Annotated in this window: 16 protein-coding genes; 4 read left to right on the top strand and 12 right to left on the bottom strand. The window is 73.7% G+C overall.

Features of this window, described 5'->3' with window-relative positions; translation table 11 throughout:
• Positions 1–1,593 (top strand): (2,3-dihydroxybenzoyl)adenylate synthase, encoded by a 1,593-nt coding sequence (locus tag ACLQ26_RS24465; protein ID WP_425746656.1) that lies wholly within the window; start codon positions 1–3, stop codon positions 1,591–1,593.
• Between the two features lie 43 nt (positions 1,594–1,636).
• Here the strand turns inward: ACLQ26_RS24465 and ACLQ26_RS24460 are convergent, their stop codons facing one another.
• Genes ACLQ26_RS24460 through ACLQ26_RS24450 form a run of 3 tightly spaced genes read right to left on the bottom strand, consistent with a single transcriptional unit; the run spans position 1,637 to position 4,827 of the window.
• Positions 1,637–2,773 carry a class I SAM-dependent methyltransferase gene (locus tag ACLQ26_RS24460; RefSeq protein WP_425746655.1) on the bottom strand — a complete coding sequence of 379 codons (1,137 nt, stop codon included), beginning with the start codon at positions 2,771–2,773 and terminating at the stop codon, positions 1,637–1,639.
• Entirely contained in the window at positions 2,770–3,075 is a 306-nt protein-coding gene (locus ACLQ26_RS24455; protein ID WP_007460186.1) for an acyl carrier protein, read from the bottom strand. Before ACLQ26_RS24455 ends, ACLQ26_RS24460 begins: the two co-directional genes overlap by 4 nt.
• A gap of 24 nt (positions 3,076–3,099) precedes the next feature.
• A complete protein-coding gene (locus tag ACLQ26_RS24450) occupies positions 3,100–4,827 on the bottom strand; it encodes an AMP-binding protein (protein WP_425746654.1) in 1,728 nt (575 codons plus the stop codon).
• Positions 4,828–4,918: 91 nt separating this feature from the next.
• Between ACLQ26_RS24450 and ACLQ26_RS24445 the strand changes: the two genes are divergently transcribed.
• The gene (locus ACLQ26_RS24445; protein ID WP_425746653.1) at positions 4,919–6,070 is read left to right on the top strand and encodes an acyl-CoA dehydrogenase family protein; all 1,152 of its coding nucleotides are present in this window, start codon (positions 4,919–4,921) and stop codon (positions 6,068–6,070) included.
• A gap of 121 nt (positions 6,071–6,191) precedes the next feature.
• Here the strand turns inward: ACLQ26_RS24445 and ACLQ26_RS24440 are convergent, their stop codons facing one another.
• From ACLQ26_RS24440 to ACLQ26_RS24430, 3 genes are all read right to left on the bottom strand, one after another.
• Complete coding sequence (locus tag ACLQ26_RS24440) at positions 6,192–7,040, bottom strand: hypothetical protein (RefSeq protein WP_425746652.1); 849 nt, start codon at positions 7,038–7,040, stop codon at positions 6,192–6,194.
• 145 nt (positions 7,041–7,185) lie between these two features.
• Positions 7,186–7,686 carry a hypothetical protein gene (locus ACLQ26_RS24435; protein ID WP_425746651.1) on the bottom strand — a complete coding sequence of 167 codons (501 nt, stop codon included), beginning with the start codon at positions 7,684–7,686 and terminating at the stop codon, positions 7,186–7,188.
• Between the two features lie 179 nt (positions 7,687–7,865).
• Positions 7,866–9,263: an LLM class flavin-dependent oxidoreductase gene (locus ACLQ26_RS24430; RefSeq protein WP_425746650.1), complete on the bottom strand. Its 1,398-nt coding sequence runs from the start codon at positions 9,261–9,263 to the stop codon at positions 7,866–7,868.
• 59 nt (positions 9,264–9,322) lie between these two features.
• Between ACLQ26_RS24430 and ACLQ26_RS24425 the strand changes: the two genes are divergently transcribed.
• Positions 9,323–10,405: a methyltransferase gene (locus ACLQ26_RS24425; RefSeq protein ID WP_425746649.1), complete on the top strand. Its 1,083-nt coding sequence runs from the start codon at positions 9,323–9,325 to the stop codon at positions 10,403–10,405.
• Between the two features lie 11 nt (positions 10,406–10,416).
• Positions 10,417–10,899, top strand: a complete 483-nt coding sequence (locus ACLQ26_RS24420; protein WP_425746648.1) for a VOC family protein — start codon at positions 10,417–10,419, stop codon at positions 10,897–10,899.
• A gap of 48 nt (positions 10,900–10,947) precedes the next feature.
• Here the strand turns inward: ACLQ26_RS24420 and ACLQ26_RS24415 are convergent, their stop codons facing one another.
• Genes ACLQ26_RS24415 through ACLQ26_RS24390 form a run of 6 tightly spaced genes read right to left on the bottom strand, consistent with a single transcriptional unit; the run spans position 10,948 to position 17,094 of the window.
• Positions 10,948–12,639, bottom strand: a complete 1,692-nt coding sequence (locus tag ACLQ26_RS24415) for a carbamoyltransferase family protein (RefSeq protein WP_425746647.1) — start codon at positions 12,637–12,639, stop codon at positions 10,948–10,950.
• A gap of 28 nt (positions 12,640–12,667) precedes the next feature.
• Positions 12,668–13,171, bottom strand: coding sequence for a (2Fe-2S)-binding protein (locus ACLQ26_RS24410; RefSeq protein ID WP_425746646.1), 504 nt, complete (start codon positions 13,169–13,171; stop codon positions 12,668–12,670).
• Positions 13,168–13,998: an FAD binding domain-containing protein gene (locus ACLQ26_RS24405; protein WP_425746645.1), complete on the bottom strand. Its 831-nt coding sequence runs from the start codon at positions 13,996–13,998 to the stop codon at positions 13,168–13,170. The genes ACLQ26_RS24410 and ACLQ26_RS24405 overlap by 4 nt, the downstream gene beginning before the upstream one ends.
• Positions 13,995–14,771, bottom strand: a complete 777-nt coding sequence (locus ACLQ26_RS24400) for a thioesterase II family protein (protein WP_425746644.1) — start codon at positions 14,769–14,771, stop codon at positions 13,995–13,997. Before ACLQ26_RS24400 ends, ACLQ26_RS24405 begins: the two co-directional genes overlap by 4 nt.
• Entirely contained in the window at positions 14,768–15,988 is a 1,221-nt protein-coding gene (locus ACLQ26_RS24395; protein ID WP_425746643.1) for a Gfo/Idh/MocA family oxidoreductase, read from the bottom strand. Before ACLQ26_RS24395 ends, ACLQ26_RS24400 begins: the two co-directional genes overlap by 4 nt.
• Positions 15,985–17,094 carry an SDR family oxidoreductase gene (locus tag ACLQ26_RS24390; RefSeq protein WP_425746642.1) on the bottom strand — a complete coding sequence of 370 codons (1,110 nt, stop codon included), beginning with the start codon at positions 17,092–17,094 and terminating at the stop codon, positions 15,985–15,987. The genes ACLQ26_RS24395 and ACLQ26_RS24390 overlap by 4 nt, the downstream gene beginning before the upstream one ends.
• Between the last annotated feature and the right edge of the window lies 1 nt (position 17,095).

Raw genomic sequence — 17,095 nt, 5'->3', positions numbered from 1 at the left:
ATGCTGGACGGATGTGTGAGCTGGCCGCAGGAGCTGGCCGAGCGCTATCGCGCGCAGGGCTACTGGCGCGGCGAATCCCTCGCCGACCTGGGCCGGGAGTGGGCGCGGACCGACCCGGAGCGCGTCGCGCTTGTCACCGGCGAGCGGCGGGTGAGCTACGGCGACCTCGACCGCCGGGCCGACCGGATGGCCGCCGGACTGCGGGCCCGCGGCATCGACAGGCACGACCGGGTGGTGGTGCAACTGCCCAACAGCGTCGAGTTCGTGGTGCTGTGCCTGGCGCTGTTCCGCCTGGGCGCGCTGCCCGTGCTGGCCCTGCCGGCGCACCGGCGCGCCGAGATCGGTCACCTGTGCGCGCACACCGAGGCGGTCGCGTACGTGACAGTCGACCAGGTCCAGGGGTACGACCTGCGCAAGCTCGCCGCCGACGTCCGCGCCGAGACGCCGACGCTGCGGGAGGTGTTCGTCGTCGGCGACCCGGGTGAGTTCACCGCCCTGTCCGAGGTGGACGCCGAGCCGGTGCCGCTGCCCGCCCCGGACCCGTCGGACGTCGCGTTCTTCCTGCTCTCCGGCGGCTCGACAGGCCTGCCGAAGCTGATCCCCCGCACCCACGACGACTACGCGTACCAACTGCGGGCGACCGCCGCGGCGATGGGTTTCGGACCCGACGGGGTCTATCTCGCCGCGCTGCCGGTCGCCCACAACGCGGCACTCGGCTGCCCCGGCGTGCTCGGCGCGCTGCGGGTGGGTGCCACGGCCGTGCTGGCCGGCAGCCCCAGCCCCGACGAGGCGTTCCGGCTGATCGCCAGCGAGCGGGTCACCCTGACCACGCTGATGCCGCCCTTCCTACCGCTGTGGGCCGACCTCGCGCCGATGCTCGGCGCCGACCTGAGCGGCCTGGTGGTCGAGGTCGGCGGCGCCAACCTCAGCCCCGCGGTCGCCGAGCGGGTGACCCGGGAGCTGGGGATCCGCCTGGCGCACTTCTTCGGCATGGCCGAGGGCCCGATCTGCTGCACCCGCCCGGACGACCCGCCGGAGCTGGCCGCGCACACCCAGGGTCGTCCCCTGTCGGCCGACGACGAGTTCCAGGTCGTCGACGAGGACGGCCGGCGGGTCGCGGCCGGTGAGGTGGGTGAGCTGATCGTGCGCGGCCCGACCACCCTGCGCGGCTACTACCGGGTGCCGGAGTACAACGCGCACACCTTCACCCGCGACGGCTTCCTGCGCACCGGGGACCTGGTCCGCTGGACGCCGACGGGTGAGCTGGTAGTGGTCGGCCGGATCAAGGAGGTCGTCAACCGGGGCGGCGAGAAGGTGCCCGCCGGCGAGGTCGAGGAGCACCTGCTCGCCCACCCGGCGGTCCGCGAGGTCGCCGTGCTCGCCGTCGGAGACCGGGTCCTGGGCGAGAAGACCTGCGCGGTAGTGGTGCCCCGCGCCGACGCCCCCACCCTGGGGCAGCTGCGCGACTTCCTCACCGGCCGGGGGCTGGCCGCGTACAAGCTGCCCGACCGGTTGGAGCTGCGTACGGCGCTGCCGCACACGGCGGTGGGCAAGGTGGACAAGCGGGCGCTCGGCGCCGAGCTGGCGGGCTGAGCCGGCGCGGGGGAAGGCGACGCCGCCCTCCCCCGCGCCTCGGTCAGCCGGTCAGGTGGTAAAGCCTGTGGAACCGGTCGTCCACGGGCACGATCTGCACGTCGGCGAAGCCGGCCTCGGTGGCGAACAGGCGGACCTGCGCGGGCCGCAGGACCGTGCCGCTTGCCGTCGAGCCGGGCGCGGCCAGACCGGCCGGCAGGCAGTGCAGCACGCTCGTGGCGTACTGGAAACGCTCGACCTCGTCGCCGGGTGCGACGAACCGGTGCGCCACCTTGGCGTCGAGCACCAGCACCGCGCCGCCGTCGGCGCGCAGCCGCCGGCAGGCCGCCAGCACCGACACCGGATGGCTCATCTCGTGCAACGCGTCGAACACGCAGACCAGGTCGTACCTGCCGGCCAGCTCCGGATCCGCGGCGTCGCGCCGGTGGAACCGCACGCGGTCGGCGACGCCCGCGGACGCGACGTTCGCCTGCGCCGCGGCCACCGTCGGCGCGTCCAGGTCGTAGCCGTCGACCTCGGCGAGGGGGTACGCCCGTGCCAGCGCGATCGCCGCCCAGCCCGCGCCGCAGCCGACGTCGGCGATCCGGCTCGGCGCGGCGGCGAGCCGCTGGTGCAGCTGCGGCAGCGCCGAGGCGAGCCACCCGGGCAGGGAGTACGTGAACAGCGCCCGGTTGGCGCCCGAGTGCCCGTGCCGCCAGTCGTCGCCGTACACCTCGTCGGGCACCCCGGCGCCGGTGCGGTACGCCTCCAGCAGCGCCGGCAACGCGCCGGCCACCCCGCCCAGCGGCAGCATGGTCAGCGACACCAGCGACAGCGGGCTGTCCGAGGCGAGCAGCACCTCGGCGTGCCCCGGCGGTAGCCGGTAGACCCGCCGCTCGGGCGCGGCCGTCACGTCGTCCACGTCGACGAACCCGGCGACCGCCTGCTGTTCCAGCCACTCGCGCGCGTACCGGGTGTCGATCCCGGTACGCGCGCACAGCTCGGCCACGTCGGCCGGGCCACGATCCAGCGCCTCGTACAGCCCCAACCGGGCGCCCAGGTAGCCGGCCAGCAGCTCCTGGGTGTGCAGCATGGCCAGGAACAGCCGCAGCGACAACGCCCGGGCCCGCTGATCCGGCTCGCCGGGCACCGGTGGGCGCAGTGTCGCCGTGCCCGGCGCGTTCCCCGGGCGGCCGGTCAACTGGCCAGCTCGCCGCGCGAGCGCAGGATGTCCTTCACGTGCTCCACCACCGCGTCGATCGTGACGATCTTGCGGGCCGTCGTCTCGTCGATCGGCGGCAACTCGAACTCGTCCTCCAGGGTGAAGGCCAACTCCAGCAGCGCGAGGGAGTGGAAGCCGAGGTCCTCGACCAGCCGCGAGTCACCCGCCCCCTCGGTCTGCTCCGGGTTGGGCGCCAGTTCGGTGACGATCGCCGTCACCGAGTCACGCACCTCCGCCTCGGTCCGTACCTCGGCTGTCGTCGACCTGGTCGCGTCGGTCATTCCCGCCTCCTGTCCGAACGTCCCTCAGGACGCCGTCGTCGTCTGCTCGGTCTGGTCTCGCTGACCGGCCGGTCCCGTGGTGACCACGGTGCCGGGCAGTCGGTCATCGACGAACGCCTGCCACAGCTGGCGTCGTTTGGGTTTGCCGCTGGAGGTGCGGGCGATGGTGCCGCGTGGCGCGTCCACGATGACCACCTGCGCGCCCTCCGCCCGGCGGCGCAGCTCGCGCTCTGCCTGCGCCAGCCACTCCGGCTGGGCCTGTTCGAAGACGGCCACCACCGTCGCGGTGCCGCCGCGGTGGCCCAGCAGCGCGGCCATCCGCTGCGCCGGCACCCCGGGACGGCAGATGGCCCACTCGAGATCCTCGGCGAAGACCGCCCGGCCGCGTACCTTCATGCTGTCGCCGAGGCGGCCCAGCACGTGCAACTGCCCCTCGTGCAGGAACCCGGCGTCGGCGGTGCGCAGCACCCCACCGCCCAGCGCGGTCTGCGACGCCGAGTCGGCCGCGTTGACGTACCCCTGGGCGACGGACGGGCCGTGCACCTCGATCTCGCCGACCACCCCGTCCGGCAGCGGCGTGCCGCCCTCGTCCACGATCCGCACCCGCACCCCGGTCAACGGCCGGCCGCAACCCACCACCGGGTACGCCTCGACGCCGCCGTCGACCGGTTCGCCCGGGTCCGCGACGGCCCGCGCGCCCAGCCGCAGTCGGTCCGGGCGCAGCTCGACGGCGTGGTACAGCTCGTCGAGCGGCAGCCCGGTGACGGCCAGTGTCGCCTCGGCCAGCCCGTACGCCGGCAGCAGCGCGCGCGGGTCGAAGCCGTGCGGGCCGAGCAGGGCGCAGAAGCGGCGCAGCGCCTCGGCGTCGACGCGCTCGGCGCCGACGATGACCGCGCGCCAGGCGGAGAAGTCCAGCCCGGTCAGCGCCTCGGGGCGGACGCGGCGGGCGATGTACTCCAGCCCGAAGTTCGGCATCGAGGTCAGCCGCGCGCCGTGCGCCCCGAAGCAGCGCAGGTAGCGCCCGGGGTTGCGGACGAACTCCTCCGGCGGCATCAGCCACAGGTCGCTGGTGTTGACCACAGGGGTGACCAGGCAGCCGATGAGGCCCATGTCGTGGTGCACCGGCAGCCAGGACGCGGTCGGGTCGTCGGGGGTCATCGCGAGCCACCGCCGGATCGCCGCGACGTTTGCGGCCAGTGCCGCGTGCGGCACCTGCACGCCCCGGGCGCGGCCGCTGGAGCCGGACGTGAACTGCAGCAGGGCCAGCGGGCCGGGATCCGCAAGGGCGCCCCGGGATCCGCCTGCGGCGTCGGCCAGTTCGTCGGCGCTCAGCACGCGCGGGACCCCGGCGGTTTCGGCGAGCGGCGCGATGGTGGCGGTGAGGGTGGCCGCGCAGACCACCACGCGCGGCGCGGCGGCGCGCAGGAGACCCAGCACGTGTTCGCCGTAGACCGCGCGGTCCTGGAAGTTCAGCGGCGGGGCGATCGGCGAGGGCGCCGCCCCGGCGGCCATCACGGCGAAGAGCGTGGCGACGAAGTCGGGGCCGGCGGGCTCGACGATGGACACCACGTCGCCCGGCGTCACCCCGACCGCCCGCAGGCCGGCCAGTATCACCCGGGTCCGGTCGGCCAACTCGGCGTACGACAGGAAGCTCCAGTCGTCGCCGCCGGCGGCGAAGTGCACACCCCGGTCCTGCCGGGGACGCTCCAGCCAGCTCAGCAGCGGCGACTCCGCCACGGCGCGTGCGGTCATCGGCCCGTCACCTCCTCCCCGATACGTCTATCCGAGATTGATAGCAGATACAAGGCTAAACAAGATACGAGGAAGGCGATAGAGTCCAACCGTGACCAGTACGCTTCCCCGCGTCGACGGACTGCTCCCCGCGCTCGCCGAGCGGGCGGCGGAGATTGACCGGGCGGGCCGGGTCCCCGAGGACGTTCTCGCCGAGCTGAGCGCGGCGGGCTGCCTGCGGATGCTGGTGCCGGCCGCGTACGGTGGCGCCGACCTGCCGCTGGGCGACGCGCTGCGCGTCATCGAGCAGCTCTCCACGGTGGACGCCTCCACCGGCTGGCTGATCGGCCAGGTCGGCCTGGCGCACCTGCTGTTCGCCTGCTTTCCCGACGCCGCCCGCGACGAGATCTACGCGCACGGCCCGGACGTGCTGGGCGCCGGAGCGGTCGCGCCGAAGGGCCGGGCGGCCCCGGACGGGGCGGGCGGCTGGCGGGTCAGCGGCCAGTGGCCGTTCGTGACCGGCAGCCCACAGGCGAGCTGGATCTACCTGAACTGCATAGTGCTCGACGGGCGGACCCCCCGGACCCTGCCCAACGGGGCCCCGCTGACCCGGATGGTGCTCTTCCCCGCCGGTGAGCTGGAGCCTGTCGACACCTGGCAGGTGCTGGGCCTGCGCGGCACGGCCAGCCAGGACGTGCGGGCGGCCGGCCGCACCTGCCCCGAGCACCGCGGCTTCAGCCTGGTCGGCGACGGCGACGACGTACGCCGCACCGTCTTCCGGATCGCCCAGGCCGGGCTGCTCATCGCGGCCGTCGACCTCGGCATCGCACAGGGTGCCGTGCAGGACGCGGCGGCGCACGCCGCCGCCGGCCGCCGCCGGACGTTCAGCACCCGGTCGCTCGCCGACTCGCCGGTGTTCCACGACCGCCTCGGCGAGGCCCACGTGGCCCTGCGCGCGGCCCGGGCGCTGCTGCACCAAGAGGCGGCCGGGGCCTGGGAGACCGCGCGTCGCGGCGAGGTGCTCAGCGCGCTGGACCGCGCCTGCCTGCGGGCCACCGCCACGCAGGTCACGGCCACCGCGCTCCAGGCCGTGCAGACGGCGTACGCGCTTGCCGGCGCGTCGACCGTGTTCGACTCCTCGCCGCTGCAACGTCGGCTGCGCGACATCAACACCGCCACGCAGCACTTCGTCAACAGCCGCGACAGCTACGCCACTGTCGGCGCGCTGCTCTCCGGCGCGGACGTCGACACCACGATGTTCTGAGCGTGATCGTCAGGACTGATCTGGCCTGAGCGCCACACCTGCACCGACGACACGATGATCCAGATCTCCAGCTTCTACTCGATCGAGCTGCACCGGGACAAGCCGCAACCGGCGCCCAGCCCTACCCAGCCGGCGGCAATCCGGCCCGGTACCGGGCAATCGCGGCCGCGGCGGCCTCGTCGTCCTCGTAGTAGCGCATGAACCGCTCGACGGAGCCGCCGGCCTCCAGCACGTTCAGCGCGATGGCCCGGACCTCCCGTGCCATGTCGGGGTCGCCCGATCCGCCTGCGTCGTCAGGGATGTCGAGGATGGCTGCCATCACCGGTGTGACCACTGGACCGTGGCGGCCGGAGACTGCCCGCACCAGGTGGGCGCGTTGCGGCCAGGTGTCCAGCGAGGGGTACGCGTCGACCAGAGCCTTGAGCAGGTCTTCTCCGAACGGTTGGCGTAGCTTCTCGATCGCGTCGCGGTCGCCGGCCCGAATCGCCGTCAACAGGCCGCGCAGCAGGCTGGCGTCGCTGATGTCGTACTGCCGGGCACGGACGTCCTCCACCCGGTGCTCCCCGTTCACCACTGTCACCACGGCGGCGAGTTCGAAATACCACAGGCGGTCGGCGTACATCTCCTGTTCGATCGCCCCGGCGAGGTCGTTCCGCCCATGCTCACGGAGCCGGTCGACGGCGTAGCGGAGATAGTCGCGGGTGCCGCCGACCACCGTCGTCCCGTACGGGAGACGCCGTCGCGGCAGCTCGTACTCGCCGGCCAGCGCGGTGACCGCGATCAGCCGCTCGCCGTGGTCTCCCGGCATCCGCCACACCGCGTCGAGCTCGTCGGGTTCGGTCGGATCGCCGTCCGTGCCCCAGAGGCGGATCGCTTCGGGAAACACCTGTTGCACATAGCTCGTAGCGCACAGCCGGGCGATCGTCCGGTCCGCCTCCCAAACTGCGCGGCTCGTCGCTTCGTGAACCATCCGGCCTCCAACCTTCGCTGCCGACCCCGGCGTCAGCCCGACAGGTTACCGCCGAGAAGCGACCGGCGCGTCGGCGATACCTGGGACAGGTTTTCGTGCACATCGACGCCGCGACGGCGTTCGCACCTTGCCGCAAGCAGGTCGGCTACGAAACGCGTGCCGCCAACTCTGCAACCTCTCGGAGATGGTTCGCCTCACCCAGAGTAACCAGCAATTCGCCCTCCTTTGTGCGCACCTCGAGGTAGGCGAAGGTCTGGGGGCTCTGCGCCTGCCCGACAAGATGGGTCTTCGACCCCTTCCGCACATCCACCTCGTTCCACGCATATGGCCGCAGCTGTCCGTTCCCGCCAAGAACGAAGCCGGCTTCGAAGCAGTACAACCTGGGTGCTCGCGCCCAGGTTCGGCCGTACGCCCGCCAGAAGAGGAAGGCGACAACGGGTGCAAGAACAATCAGAGCGATGCCCACCGCGGTCGTCACCGGTCCACCGTCGGCGACGAGCAGCCCGGTGCCGACGAGTGCCAGGACGAAGGGCGCGATGACGCTCAGGCACCCGGAGCCGATGTCGGCCAGCACCGCCGTCACGACATGCGAACCGTAGCCGCGCTGCTCGGCCAGCTCCGCCACTGCCCCGGTTGGTCGTTCCATATTTCTCACTGTTCTCGCTAGTCCCGCATCGCAGACTAGCGAGGTACGGGCCGGTCGTACCAGGTGTGACGACGACGCCTGCCGCGACGATCCGCGCGACATGTGCTCCCGAACCACTCTCTGACGGCGGGATGTTCCGGCCGCGGCGCACGCGAGCAGCGCGCGGCCGAGGCGGCCTGTCAGCCGCGCGCGGTGGCGGGTTCGGCCGGCACCTGCGTGTCCCGCGCCGGCACCCGGGCCGGCACGGGCGTGTCGGCGCCGAAGTAGCGCTCCCGCAGGGTCCGCTCGGCCGGGTCGTACGCGGTGCGGAACAGGCCACGCCGCTGCAACTCCGGCACCAGCAGGTCACAGATGTCGTCGATGCCCTGGGTCGTCGGGCAGGGGATGAGGTTGAAACCGTCCACGTCGGCCACCGCGCACCACTCCTCCATCCGGTCGGCGACCTGCTCGACAGTGCCGAAGAGGGTCACCGGCGCACCGGTACGGGGCCGGCGGGCCGTCGCCACGAGGTAGCGCACGTCGCCCACCGTCCAGGTGCGCTCGGGTCCGAGTCGGCGCAGGAAACCCACGAAGCTCTGGCTGCCCTGCCCTGCGATCTCCGCCACCGGCGTCTCGTCCGGGTACGCCGCGAGGTCCACGTCCATCCAGCCGCACCACTTGGCGAGCTGGCCCTCGCCACTCCACAGCGCCACGTACTCCTCGGCCCGCCGGCGGGCCTCCGCCTTGGTCGGTGCGACCATCACCATGCTGCCCTGCAACGCCTTGACCGCACGCGGGTCGCGCCCGTGGGCGGCCACCTCGGCGCGCAGCCTCGCCACCTGCGACGCGCCGCTGGCCGGGTCCGCCATGGTCAGGAAGACGACCTCGGCGTGCCGGGCCGCGAACGTCATCCCCCGCCCGGACGCGCCGGCCTGGTAGAGCACAGGGGTGCGCTGCGGTGACGGCTCGCACTGGTGCGGCCCCCGCACCGAGAACCAGCGCCCGTCGTGGCCGATCTCGCGCACCCGGTCCGGGTCGGTGAAGACGTTCGCGGCGACGTCGCGCCGCACCGCGTCGTCGTCCCAGCTCTCCTCCCAGAGCCGGCGGGCCACTTCGACGTACTCGTCGGCCCGGTCGTAGCGCTCGTCGTGGTCCAGGTACGAGCCGAGCCCGTTCGCCGACGCGGAGCGCAGATACGAGGTGACGATGTTCCAGGCGATGCGTCCGCCGGTGAGGTGGTCCAGCGAGCTGAACACCCGGGCGCACTCGTACGGGGCGTGGTACGTCGTCGAGTAGGTGACGGCGAGGCCCAGCCGGGAGGTGGTGGCCGCGATCGCCGGCAGGACGAGCAGCGGGTCGATGGACGGGATCTGCACGGCATGCCGCACTGCCGCCCGCCAGGAGCCCTGGTAGACGTCGTACGTGCCGTGCACGTCGGCGAAGAAGAGCGCGTCCAGGCAGGCGGCCTCCAGCCGGCGACCCAGCTCGACCCAGTAGCCGAGGTCGCGGTAGCCGGTGGCGGTGCGGTCGGCGGGGTGCCGCCAGAACCCCTTGAACTGCGGCGACGGCGAGCACTGGGTGAACAGGTTCAGATGCACGTATCAAGTGTCTCGTATGCTATCTGGTATCGCAACGCTCGACCGGATACCGTACGGACATGCCCGTGACGCCTCGCATCGACCTCGCGTCGGTCACCCGCCTCACCGAACTGGCCGACTACATCGTTCCGTTCACCATCCGGGTCATGTGTGACCTCGCGGTCGCCGACCAGCTCATCGAGGGTCCGCTGCCGGTGGACGTGCTGGCCCGGCGCGTCGGCGCCGACCCCGCCGCGTTGACGCGTGGCCTGCGCGCGCTTGCCGGCCGGGGCATCTTCACCGAGGTCACGCCCGAGGTGTTCGGGCTCACCCCGCTGGCCGAGCCGCTGCGCAGCGACCACCCGTTCTCGGTACGCGAGTGTTTCCCCCTCATGCCACCGGACATCTACTCGTGGGCCCGCCTGACGCACAGCCTGCGCACCGGCGAGACCGCGTTCGGGCACGTGCACGGCGGGACGCGCTACTACGACCACTTCGCCGACCACCCCTACGAGTGCGTCCGGTTCGAGCGGTCGGCCGAGAGCGTCAACCCGTTCGTGCTGCGCACGGTGGCGCCGGCGCTGGATCTGCGCACGGCGCGGACGCTCGTGGACGTGGGCAGCGGCCACGGCACCTTCGTCGCCGGCCTGCTGGCCCGCCACCGCGAGCTGCGCGCGATCCTGCTCGACCTGCCGCACGTGGTAGCCGAGGCGCCGGACGTGCTGGCAGCCGCGGGTGTCGCCGACAGGTGCGAGGTCCGCGGCGGCAGCTTCTTCGATCCGCTGCCCGAAGGCGCCGACGTGTACCTGCTCAAGACGATCATCCACGACTGGCCGGACGAGCAGGCCGCCGCGATCCTGCGCAACGTCCGCGCCGCGGCCCGGCCCGACAGCCGAGTGGTAATCGTCGAGTCGGTGAGCCGCTACGGCAACCACGACGACACCGGCAAGGTGATGGACGTCAAGGCGCTCGCCCTCTTCGGCGGGCGGACCCGGACCGAGCCGGAGTTCCGCGCGCTGCTCGACGACGCCGGGTTCCGGCTGGCGCGGATCACACCGACCTCGTCGATGTCGGTCCTGGAGGCCGTCCCGGCGGTGCCCGCGCCCGACGGCGACCGGGCCACCGGCAGACCTGCCGTCGCGGCGGCCGGCCGGACGGCCTGAGGAGGCCGGCGATGCCACGCCTGGACGGTCGTAACCACATCAACCTCACGGTCGTCGACCTGGAGCGCAGCACCGCGTTCTACTGCTCGGTGTTCGAGATGGTGGTGGTGAACGACGTCACCCCACCCGAATCCGGCTTCCGCTTCCGCACCCTGCTGCACACGGCGTCGTTCGCCTCGGTGGTGCTGGGCTGCGTCGAGGGCCCGGCCGAGGGTGACGTCGACGCCGATCGCTTCGACGAGCGGCGGCCCGGGCTGCACCACCTGGCCTACCACGTGCCCGAGCGCGGCGACCTGGACGAGTGGGTCGTGCACCTGGACGCCATCGACGTCGCGCACTCCGGCATCACCACCAGCAAGCACGAGGCGGGATCGCAGATCTGGCTGCGCGACCCGGACAACATCTGGCTGGAGTTCTACTGGGTGAACCGGGACTTCTTCGTCGACCGGCTCCGCCAGGTGTGGCGCCGCGACCGCCAGTCGACCCGCGCCTGAGCCCGCTCGACACGGTGGGGCCGCCCGACCGGGCGGCCCCACCGCACGTCAGGACGGCAGGTCGGCCTCGCTGCGGGCCACCACCGTGTCGCCGAGGACCAGCAGATCGATCTCCTTGGCGCGTACGAACGTGTCGACCGCGTCGACTGCCGAGTTCACGATCGGGTCACCGGCCAGGTTGAACGACGTGTTGACCACCGCCGGCACGCCGGTGAGCTGCCGGAACTGCTCGATGAGCGCCCAGTAGCCGGGGTTGGTGTCGCGGTGCACGGTCTGCGGGCGGGCCGAGCCGTCCACGTGGGTCACCGCCGGCACCCGCAGCCGGGCGTCCGGACGCAGCGACGCGGCGGCCAGCATGAACCGCGACGGTTCGCCGACCGGCCCCTCGATCAGGTCCGACACGTGCTCGGCGAGGACGCTCGGCGCGACCGGACGCCACATCTCCCGGCCCTTGAGCACGTTGAGGCGTTCCAGGTTGCGCCGGGACCGCGGATCGGCCAGCAGACTGCGGGCGCCGAGCGCCCGTTGCCCGATCTCCGCCCGGCCGCGCGCCCAGCCCACGATCCGACCCCGGGCCAGTTCACCGGCCACGGAGCGGGCCAACTCGTCGTCGCCGAGGCGGCGGTGCACCATGCCGGCGCGCGCGGCCGCCGCCTCACCGGCCTCCGTGGTGATCGGCTGACCCCAGTACGCGTGGTCGATGCGGGTGGGCGTGAACTCCCCGCACTCCCGCGCCGCGACAAGCGCCGCCCCCAGGGACACCCCCGCGTCGGTGGGCACCGGCGGGACGTACACCCGGTCGAAGAGTCCACTGCGGACCAGCACACCGATCATGGTGCAGTTCATCGCCACCCCGCCGGCGAGCGCCAGCACCGGGGTGTCGACCCGCCGACGCAGGTCTGCCGCCAGGGACAGCACCGTCTCCTCCAGCCCCTGCTGGATCGTCGCGGCGAAGTCCGCGTACGCGATGGGTTCCTCGCCGGTGCGCGGCGCGTACGGGAACAGCTTGCCGAACTCGGGTTTGAGCGACTCGGCGACGGCCGGGTAGTACGCCATCAGCGGGCCGAGCGTCGCGGCCCGCCGGCTGGGGACCTCGGCGGTGGGCGTGCCGCGGACCAGCTCGTACCCGCCCGCGACGGGTCGCACCGGCGCGCCCGGACCGGGTCTGCCGTAGGCGGCGAGGCCCATCAGCTTGCCGGTGCCCCAGTAGCCCAGCCCGGCCCACTCGGCGGCGGCGTTGTAGTAGAAGCCCAGCGACTGCTCCACGGGCCACTCTCGCAGAATCTCGATCTCGCCGTCGGCGTACCGCCCGAACGAGGTCGACTGCGTCTCGCCGGCGCCGTCGAGGACCAGGACGGCGGCCTCCTCGCAGTCGCAGCTGTACACGGCGCTGGCCGCGTGCGCGACGTGGTGCGGCACCCAGCGGACCGCAGGCATGGGCAGGTCCTCGTCGTCGGGGAAGAGCATCGCCCGCAGCCCCTCGGTGGTGAACCGTCGGTTGCGGCCCAGCGGGATGTCCCGGAAGTCCCAGCCGATGGCGACCGTGTCCACCTCCCGCGCGCCGATGCCCGCCATCGCCAGGCACGCGGCGATCGCCTCGGCGGGCGGCTGGCCCACCGCGTGCTTGCGGCGGCTGACCCGCTCCTGCTCGACCAGAGCGCAGAGCGCGCCGTCGCGGACCAGCGCGGCGCTGGAGTCGTGGAAGCCGATGTTCACCCCGAGTACGTAACGCGCCGACATGGTCGGCCTCCCTTCCGGTCTCTGGCGGTCATCCGGCCTGGCGGGCCCCGTCGAGGGCGAGCACGGCACGAACGATGTTGTGGTAGCCGGTGCAGCGGCACAGGTTGCCCTTGAGGGCGTGCCGCACGTCGTGCTCGGTGAGCGGCCCCGGGTTCTCCTGAAGGAGGCTCACCACCGCGAGGACCATCCCCGGGGTGCAGAAGCCGCACTGCAGGGCGTGGTGCTCCCGGAACGCCTCCTGCACCGGGTGCAGCCGGTCGCCGTCGGCGAGCCCCTCGGCGGTGCGAATGTCGGCGCCGTCGGCCTGCGCGGCCAGCAGGGTGCACGACTTGGCCGACCGCCCGTCGAGCAGCACCGTGCAGGCACCGCAGGAGGTGGTGTCACAGCCCACCGTCGCGGCGGTCAGCCCCAACTCCTCACGCAGCAGGTGCACCAGCAGGGTGCGCGAGGGCACCCGACGGCTCTCCGGGCGGCCGTTGACGGTGGCGGTGACGGCGACCGTCGTCGTACCGGGCCGGGCGTCGATGCTCATCGTGGCTCCTCCACCGTCGTGCCGGAATCGGTCAGGGCGCGGGCCACCAGCACCCGACTGAGGTGCCGCCGGTACGCGGCCGAGGCGCGTACGTCGTCGGGCGGGTCGCACCCCTCGTCAGCGCGTGCCGCCGCGACCGCGACACCGGCGCCCTCGGCGAGCGCCGCCTCGACCCCGTACGCCCGCCGGATGGTCGGACCCATCCCGGCCAGCGCCACCCGGGAGTCGGCGACGGCGACGGCCACCACCGACCACTCCAACGCCGGCCGGGCGAACGTCAGGTAGCGCCACCGCGCCGGGCCGGGCAGCGGCACCCGTACCTCGGTGACGAGCTCGTCGGGCCGGCACACAGTCACGCCCGGCGCGACGGCCAGCTCGGCGGCGGGCACGGTCCGCGCCCCGGTCGCGCTGCGCAGCACCACCACGGCGTCCAGCGCGACCAGGGCCAGGGGCAGGTCGGCGGCCGGATCGGCCTGCGCGAGCGCCCCGCCGACGGTGCCGAGGTGCCGCACCTGCGGGTCACCGACGGCCGCGGCCGCGACCGCAAGCAGCGGGGCGTACCTGTCGACAAGCGGATCGCCGAGCAGCAGGTGGTAGCGGGTCAGCGCGCCGACGGCCAGGTGGTCGTCGCGGTGCGCCACGTACGACAGTTCGGTGACCCGGCCGAGGTCCAACAGCGTGTCGACCCGGTCCCGGCGCAGCTTGAGCGCCGGCAACAGCGACTGCCCGCCGGCCAGTGGCCGCAACTGGTCCCCGTACGCCTGGCGCAGCTCCAGCGCCTCGGTGAGGTCCCGGGCCCGGTGGTAGTGCAGGCTCGCCGGGATCACGGGCCGGCCGCCGACCAGGTGGGCACCGGGCTGCGGTGCGTGGCCCGCAGGATGGTGTCGATGAGCTGGTTGCGGCGCGCCAGCAGGTAGAAGTGCCCGCCGGGGAAGGTGTGCACTGTGCACCCGCCGCGGGTGCGCAGCGCCCAGTCGCCGGCCTCGTCGGCGGTGACCTCCGGGTCGTCCGCGCCGACGCAGGCCAGCACCGGCGCGCGCAGCGGCACGGGTGGCTCCGGGCGGTACGTCTCGGCGATCCGGTAGTCGGCGCGCAGCACCGGCAGGGCGATGGCGCGTACCCCCTCGTGGTCGAGGGCCTCGCGGCCGGTGCCGCCGAGGCGTCCGGTCTCCGCCCACAGCGTGTCGTCGTCGGCCAGGTGCACGCTTGTGGCCCGCAGCCGACCCGGGCCGGGGCGACCGGAGACGACGAGCGCCCGCAGCACGCTGCCGGGCCCGTCCAACCGGCGCGCTGTCTCGTACGCCACCGACGCGCCGAGGCTGTGCCCGAACAGGACGACAGGCGCGTCGGCCGGCAGCTCCCGCACCGCCTGCGCGACGCCCTCGGCCAGGCTCGGCAGGTCGGCCGCGAACGGCTCCGCCGACCGGTCCATCCGGCCCGGATACTGCACGCCGTGCACCTCGACGTCGTCGGGCACCTGCGCCGACCACGCCCGGTAGAACGCGGCGTTGCCGCCGGCGTGCGGGAAGCAGACGAGGCGCAGCGCGGGCCAGCGCAGCGGCCGGAAGCACCGCAGCCACGTCCGCGCGACGGGGGTCACGGCCGCGCTCCGACCGGCTGTTCCCCGGCCCGCTTATCGCCGGCTTGCGACGAACCGGCCTGCGACGAACCGGCCTGCGGGTCGACAGCCCTCGCCGCCGCGTCGGCCAGGTCGGCCACGTCGGACGCCCCGAACATCCGCGGCGGTACGGAGTGCACCAGCTCGGGTGGCCCCAGCCGGGCGGTGACGTCCTGCCACAGTTGGCACAGGCTCAGGTGGTACTGGCCGTGGCGGGCCAGCTTCTGCCCACCCAGCGCCGCGGCGTGCAGGTTGCCCAGCGCGTACCCGACGCCGGCCGGCCACACCTCGTCGAACACCCTGCGGTAGCTGGGCGCGACGGTGTCGGCAAGCGGCTGCGCGCTCGGCACGTCCAGGTGGTCCGGTTCGTCGCTCTCGCCGTCGGCGAAGTGCGGCCGGCCCACGCCCCGGTCCTGCACCTGCTGCGGGAAGTCCGGCCGAGGGCTCCACACGGTGGGCCCGTGCGTGCTGACCAGGGTCAGGTTGCCGGCCTCGGTGCCGATCGTCACCCGGTGCAGCAGGTGCGCGTAGTTGTCCGGGTCCGCCGGGTCCATCTGGTTCTGCACCCGCAGCGTCAACGGCACACCGGCGAGCACCCCGTCGAGGCTGCGGAACGGCACGTCCACCCGGGACAGCCGGCGTACCTGCTCGGGCAGCTCGACCGCCGGGGCCAGGCCCCACGGGCGGACGCCGCCGAGGGCCTGACCGAGGATGTCCAGCAGCGCGTACGCGACCTGGAACCCGCAGGCCGCGTCGACGTAGCGGGCCGGCTGTCGGGCCAGCAGCGCCCGGGCGGCGGCGAGGAACCGGCGCACCGGGGCGGTGTGCACGTAGAACGAGTTCAGGTGGTAGACGACACCGGCCCGACCGGCGGTACGCAGGCACTCGACCAGCTCGTCGTGGTGCAGCGGATGCTCCTGCAACACGTGCAGGCCGCGCTGCATCAGCGCCCGGGCCACCTCGCCGCCCGGCCCACCCAGCAGGCCACCACGGATGACCACGCAGGCAAGCGTCACGTCCTCGGGCACCTGGGCGACGTCGGTCCACAGCGGCACCCCGTAGTGCCGGGCACAGGCCGCCGACCGGGCGCTGCCCCCGGCGAGGATTCCGGCCAGCTCGAACGGGAAGTCCGGCTGCCGGAACGCCTGCAGGTACACCTGGCCGAACTTGGTGCCGGCGACAAGCACTCTCGGTTTCACGCCACCCCCTCCTCGATCAGGTCGTACGACCCCAGCGGGCCGTCCTCGACGCGCAGTGACGTGACCGCCGGGCTGGTGCGCAGCAGGTCCACCGCCCATCCCGGATCCACCGCCTCGGCCAGGTGGTGCACGCCCGGTGGCACGTCGCCGGCGGCGACCGCGAGGGCGCCGAGGGCGACAGCCGCGCCGGTGAGCGCGTTCGCGCCGGTCCCCCGGCAGACCAGCACGCGGGCGTCCGCCGGGCCGGTCAGCTCGACGATGAGCAGCTGGTAGCGGGGCCGCCCGAAGGTGTCCAGCTCGGCCGCCCGACACAACTGCGCGGCAGCGTCGGCCAGCTGCGCCGCCGTCGCGCCGTCGCGCGCACGGCGGGCTCCCGCGGCGAGCGCCGCCGGCAACCGGCTGCCGGCGAACGCCGACCACCAGTCGACGTCGGTCAGGCCCAGCCGGCGGGCGAGCCGCTCGGTCTCGGTGCTGAGGTACGGCTGCAGCAGCACCGGCTCGTCGAAGAATGGCACCGGCGCCTCCGACCGGGCGGCGAGGGCGTTGCTGCGTCGCGCGCCGTCACGCCACGCGGCCGACGGCTCGCCGTACTCGGCGTCTCCGGCGGCGAGGAAGTCCAGGGCGGCGCCGGGTGTGAACCCGTCGCGACCTCCGACGTACCCGGTCATCCGCCGCGCTCCCGGCACCTGCGCCGCGAGGTGGGCGGGGAGCAGCCCGGACAGGCCGGGCATCAGACCGGCGGACAGCACCGCGACCCGGTCGGTGGCTCCGGGCAGGGCGGACACCGCCGCGTGCAGCGGGTCGTCGCCTGCCGCGTCGACGTAGCCGGCCCCGCAGCGGGCCGCCGCGCGGGCCACCGTGTCGCCGATCGAGGCCGCCGGCCCGGCGCAGTTGACGACTGTGTGGCAGCCGGCGCAGAACGCGTCCAGGCTCGCCGGGTCGGTGACGTCCACCGCCCGCGCCTGCACCCGGGGATCGTCCACGCCGAGCCGGGCGGGATCGCGGGCGCCGGCGCGGACGTCGTCCACGCTCCAGGCCAGCAGGTGCGCCAGGGCGTGCCGGCCCACACCACCGGTGGCGCCCACCAGGGCGATCGTCGGGGCCATG

The sequence above is a fragment of the Micromonospora sp. DT43 genome (genome assembly GCF_049841645.1).
Taxonomy (GTDB): Bacteria; Actinomycetota; Actinomycetes; order Mycobacteriales; family Micromonosporaceae; genus Micromonospora.
This window is presented reverse-complemented; position numbering and strand designations above follow the sequence as displayed.

Coding starts and splice junctions, on each gene's coding strand:
- ACLQ26_RS24415 (WP_425746647.1), bottom strand. CDS start 12,639: ATGTCGGCGCGTTACGTACTCGGGGTGAACATCGGCTTCCACGACTCC.
- ACLQ26_RS24440 (WP_425746652.1), bottom strand. CDS start 7,040: ATGGTTCACGAAGCGACGAGCCGCGCAGTTTGGGAGGCGGACCGGACG.
- ACLQ26_RS24435 (WP_425746651.1), bottom strand. CDS start 7,686: ATGGAACGACCAACCGGGGCAGTGGCGGAGCTGGCCGAGCAGCGCGGC.
- ACLQ26_RS24455 (WP_007460186.1), bottom strand. CDS start 3,075: ATGACCGACGCGACCAGGTCGACGACAGCCGAGGTACGGACCGAGGCG.
- ACLQ26_RS24450 (WP_425746654.1), bottom strand. CDS start 4,827: ATGACCGCACGCGCCGTGGCGGAGTCGCCGCTGCTGAGCTGGCTGGAG.
- ACLQ26_RS24425 (WP_425746649.1), top strand. CDS start 9,323: ATGCCCGTGACGCCTCGCATCGACCTCGCGTCGGTCACCCGCCTCACC.
- ACLQ26_RS24390 (WP_425746642.1), bottom strand. CDS start 17,094: ATGGCCCCGACGATCGCCCTGGTGGGCGCCACCGGTGGTGTGGGCCGG.
- ACLQ26_RS24410 (WP_425746646.1), bottom strand. CDS start 13,171: ATGAGCATCGACGCCCGGCCCGGTACGACGACGGTCGCCGTCACCGCC.
- ACLQ26_RS24420 (WP_425746648.1), top strand. CDS start 10,417: ATGCCACGCCTGGACGGTCGTAACCACATCAACCTCACGGTCGTCGAC.
- ACLQ26_RS24465 (WP_425746656.1), top strand. CDS start 1: ATGCTGGACGGATGTGTGAGCTGGCCGCAGGAGCTGGCCGAGCGCTAT.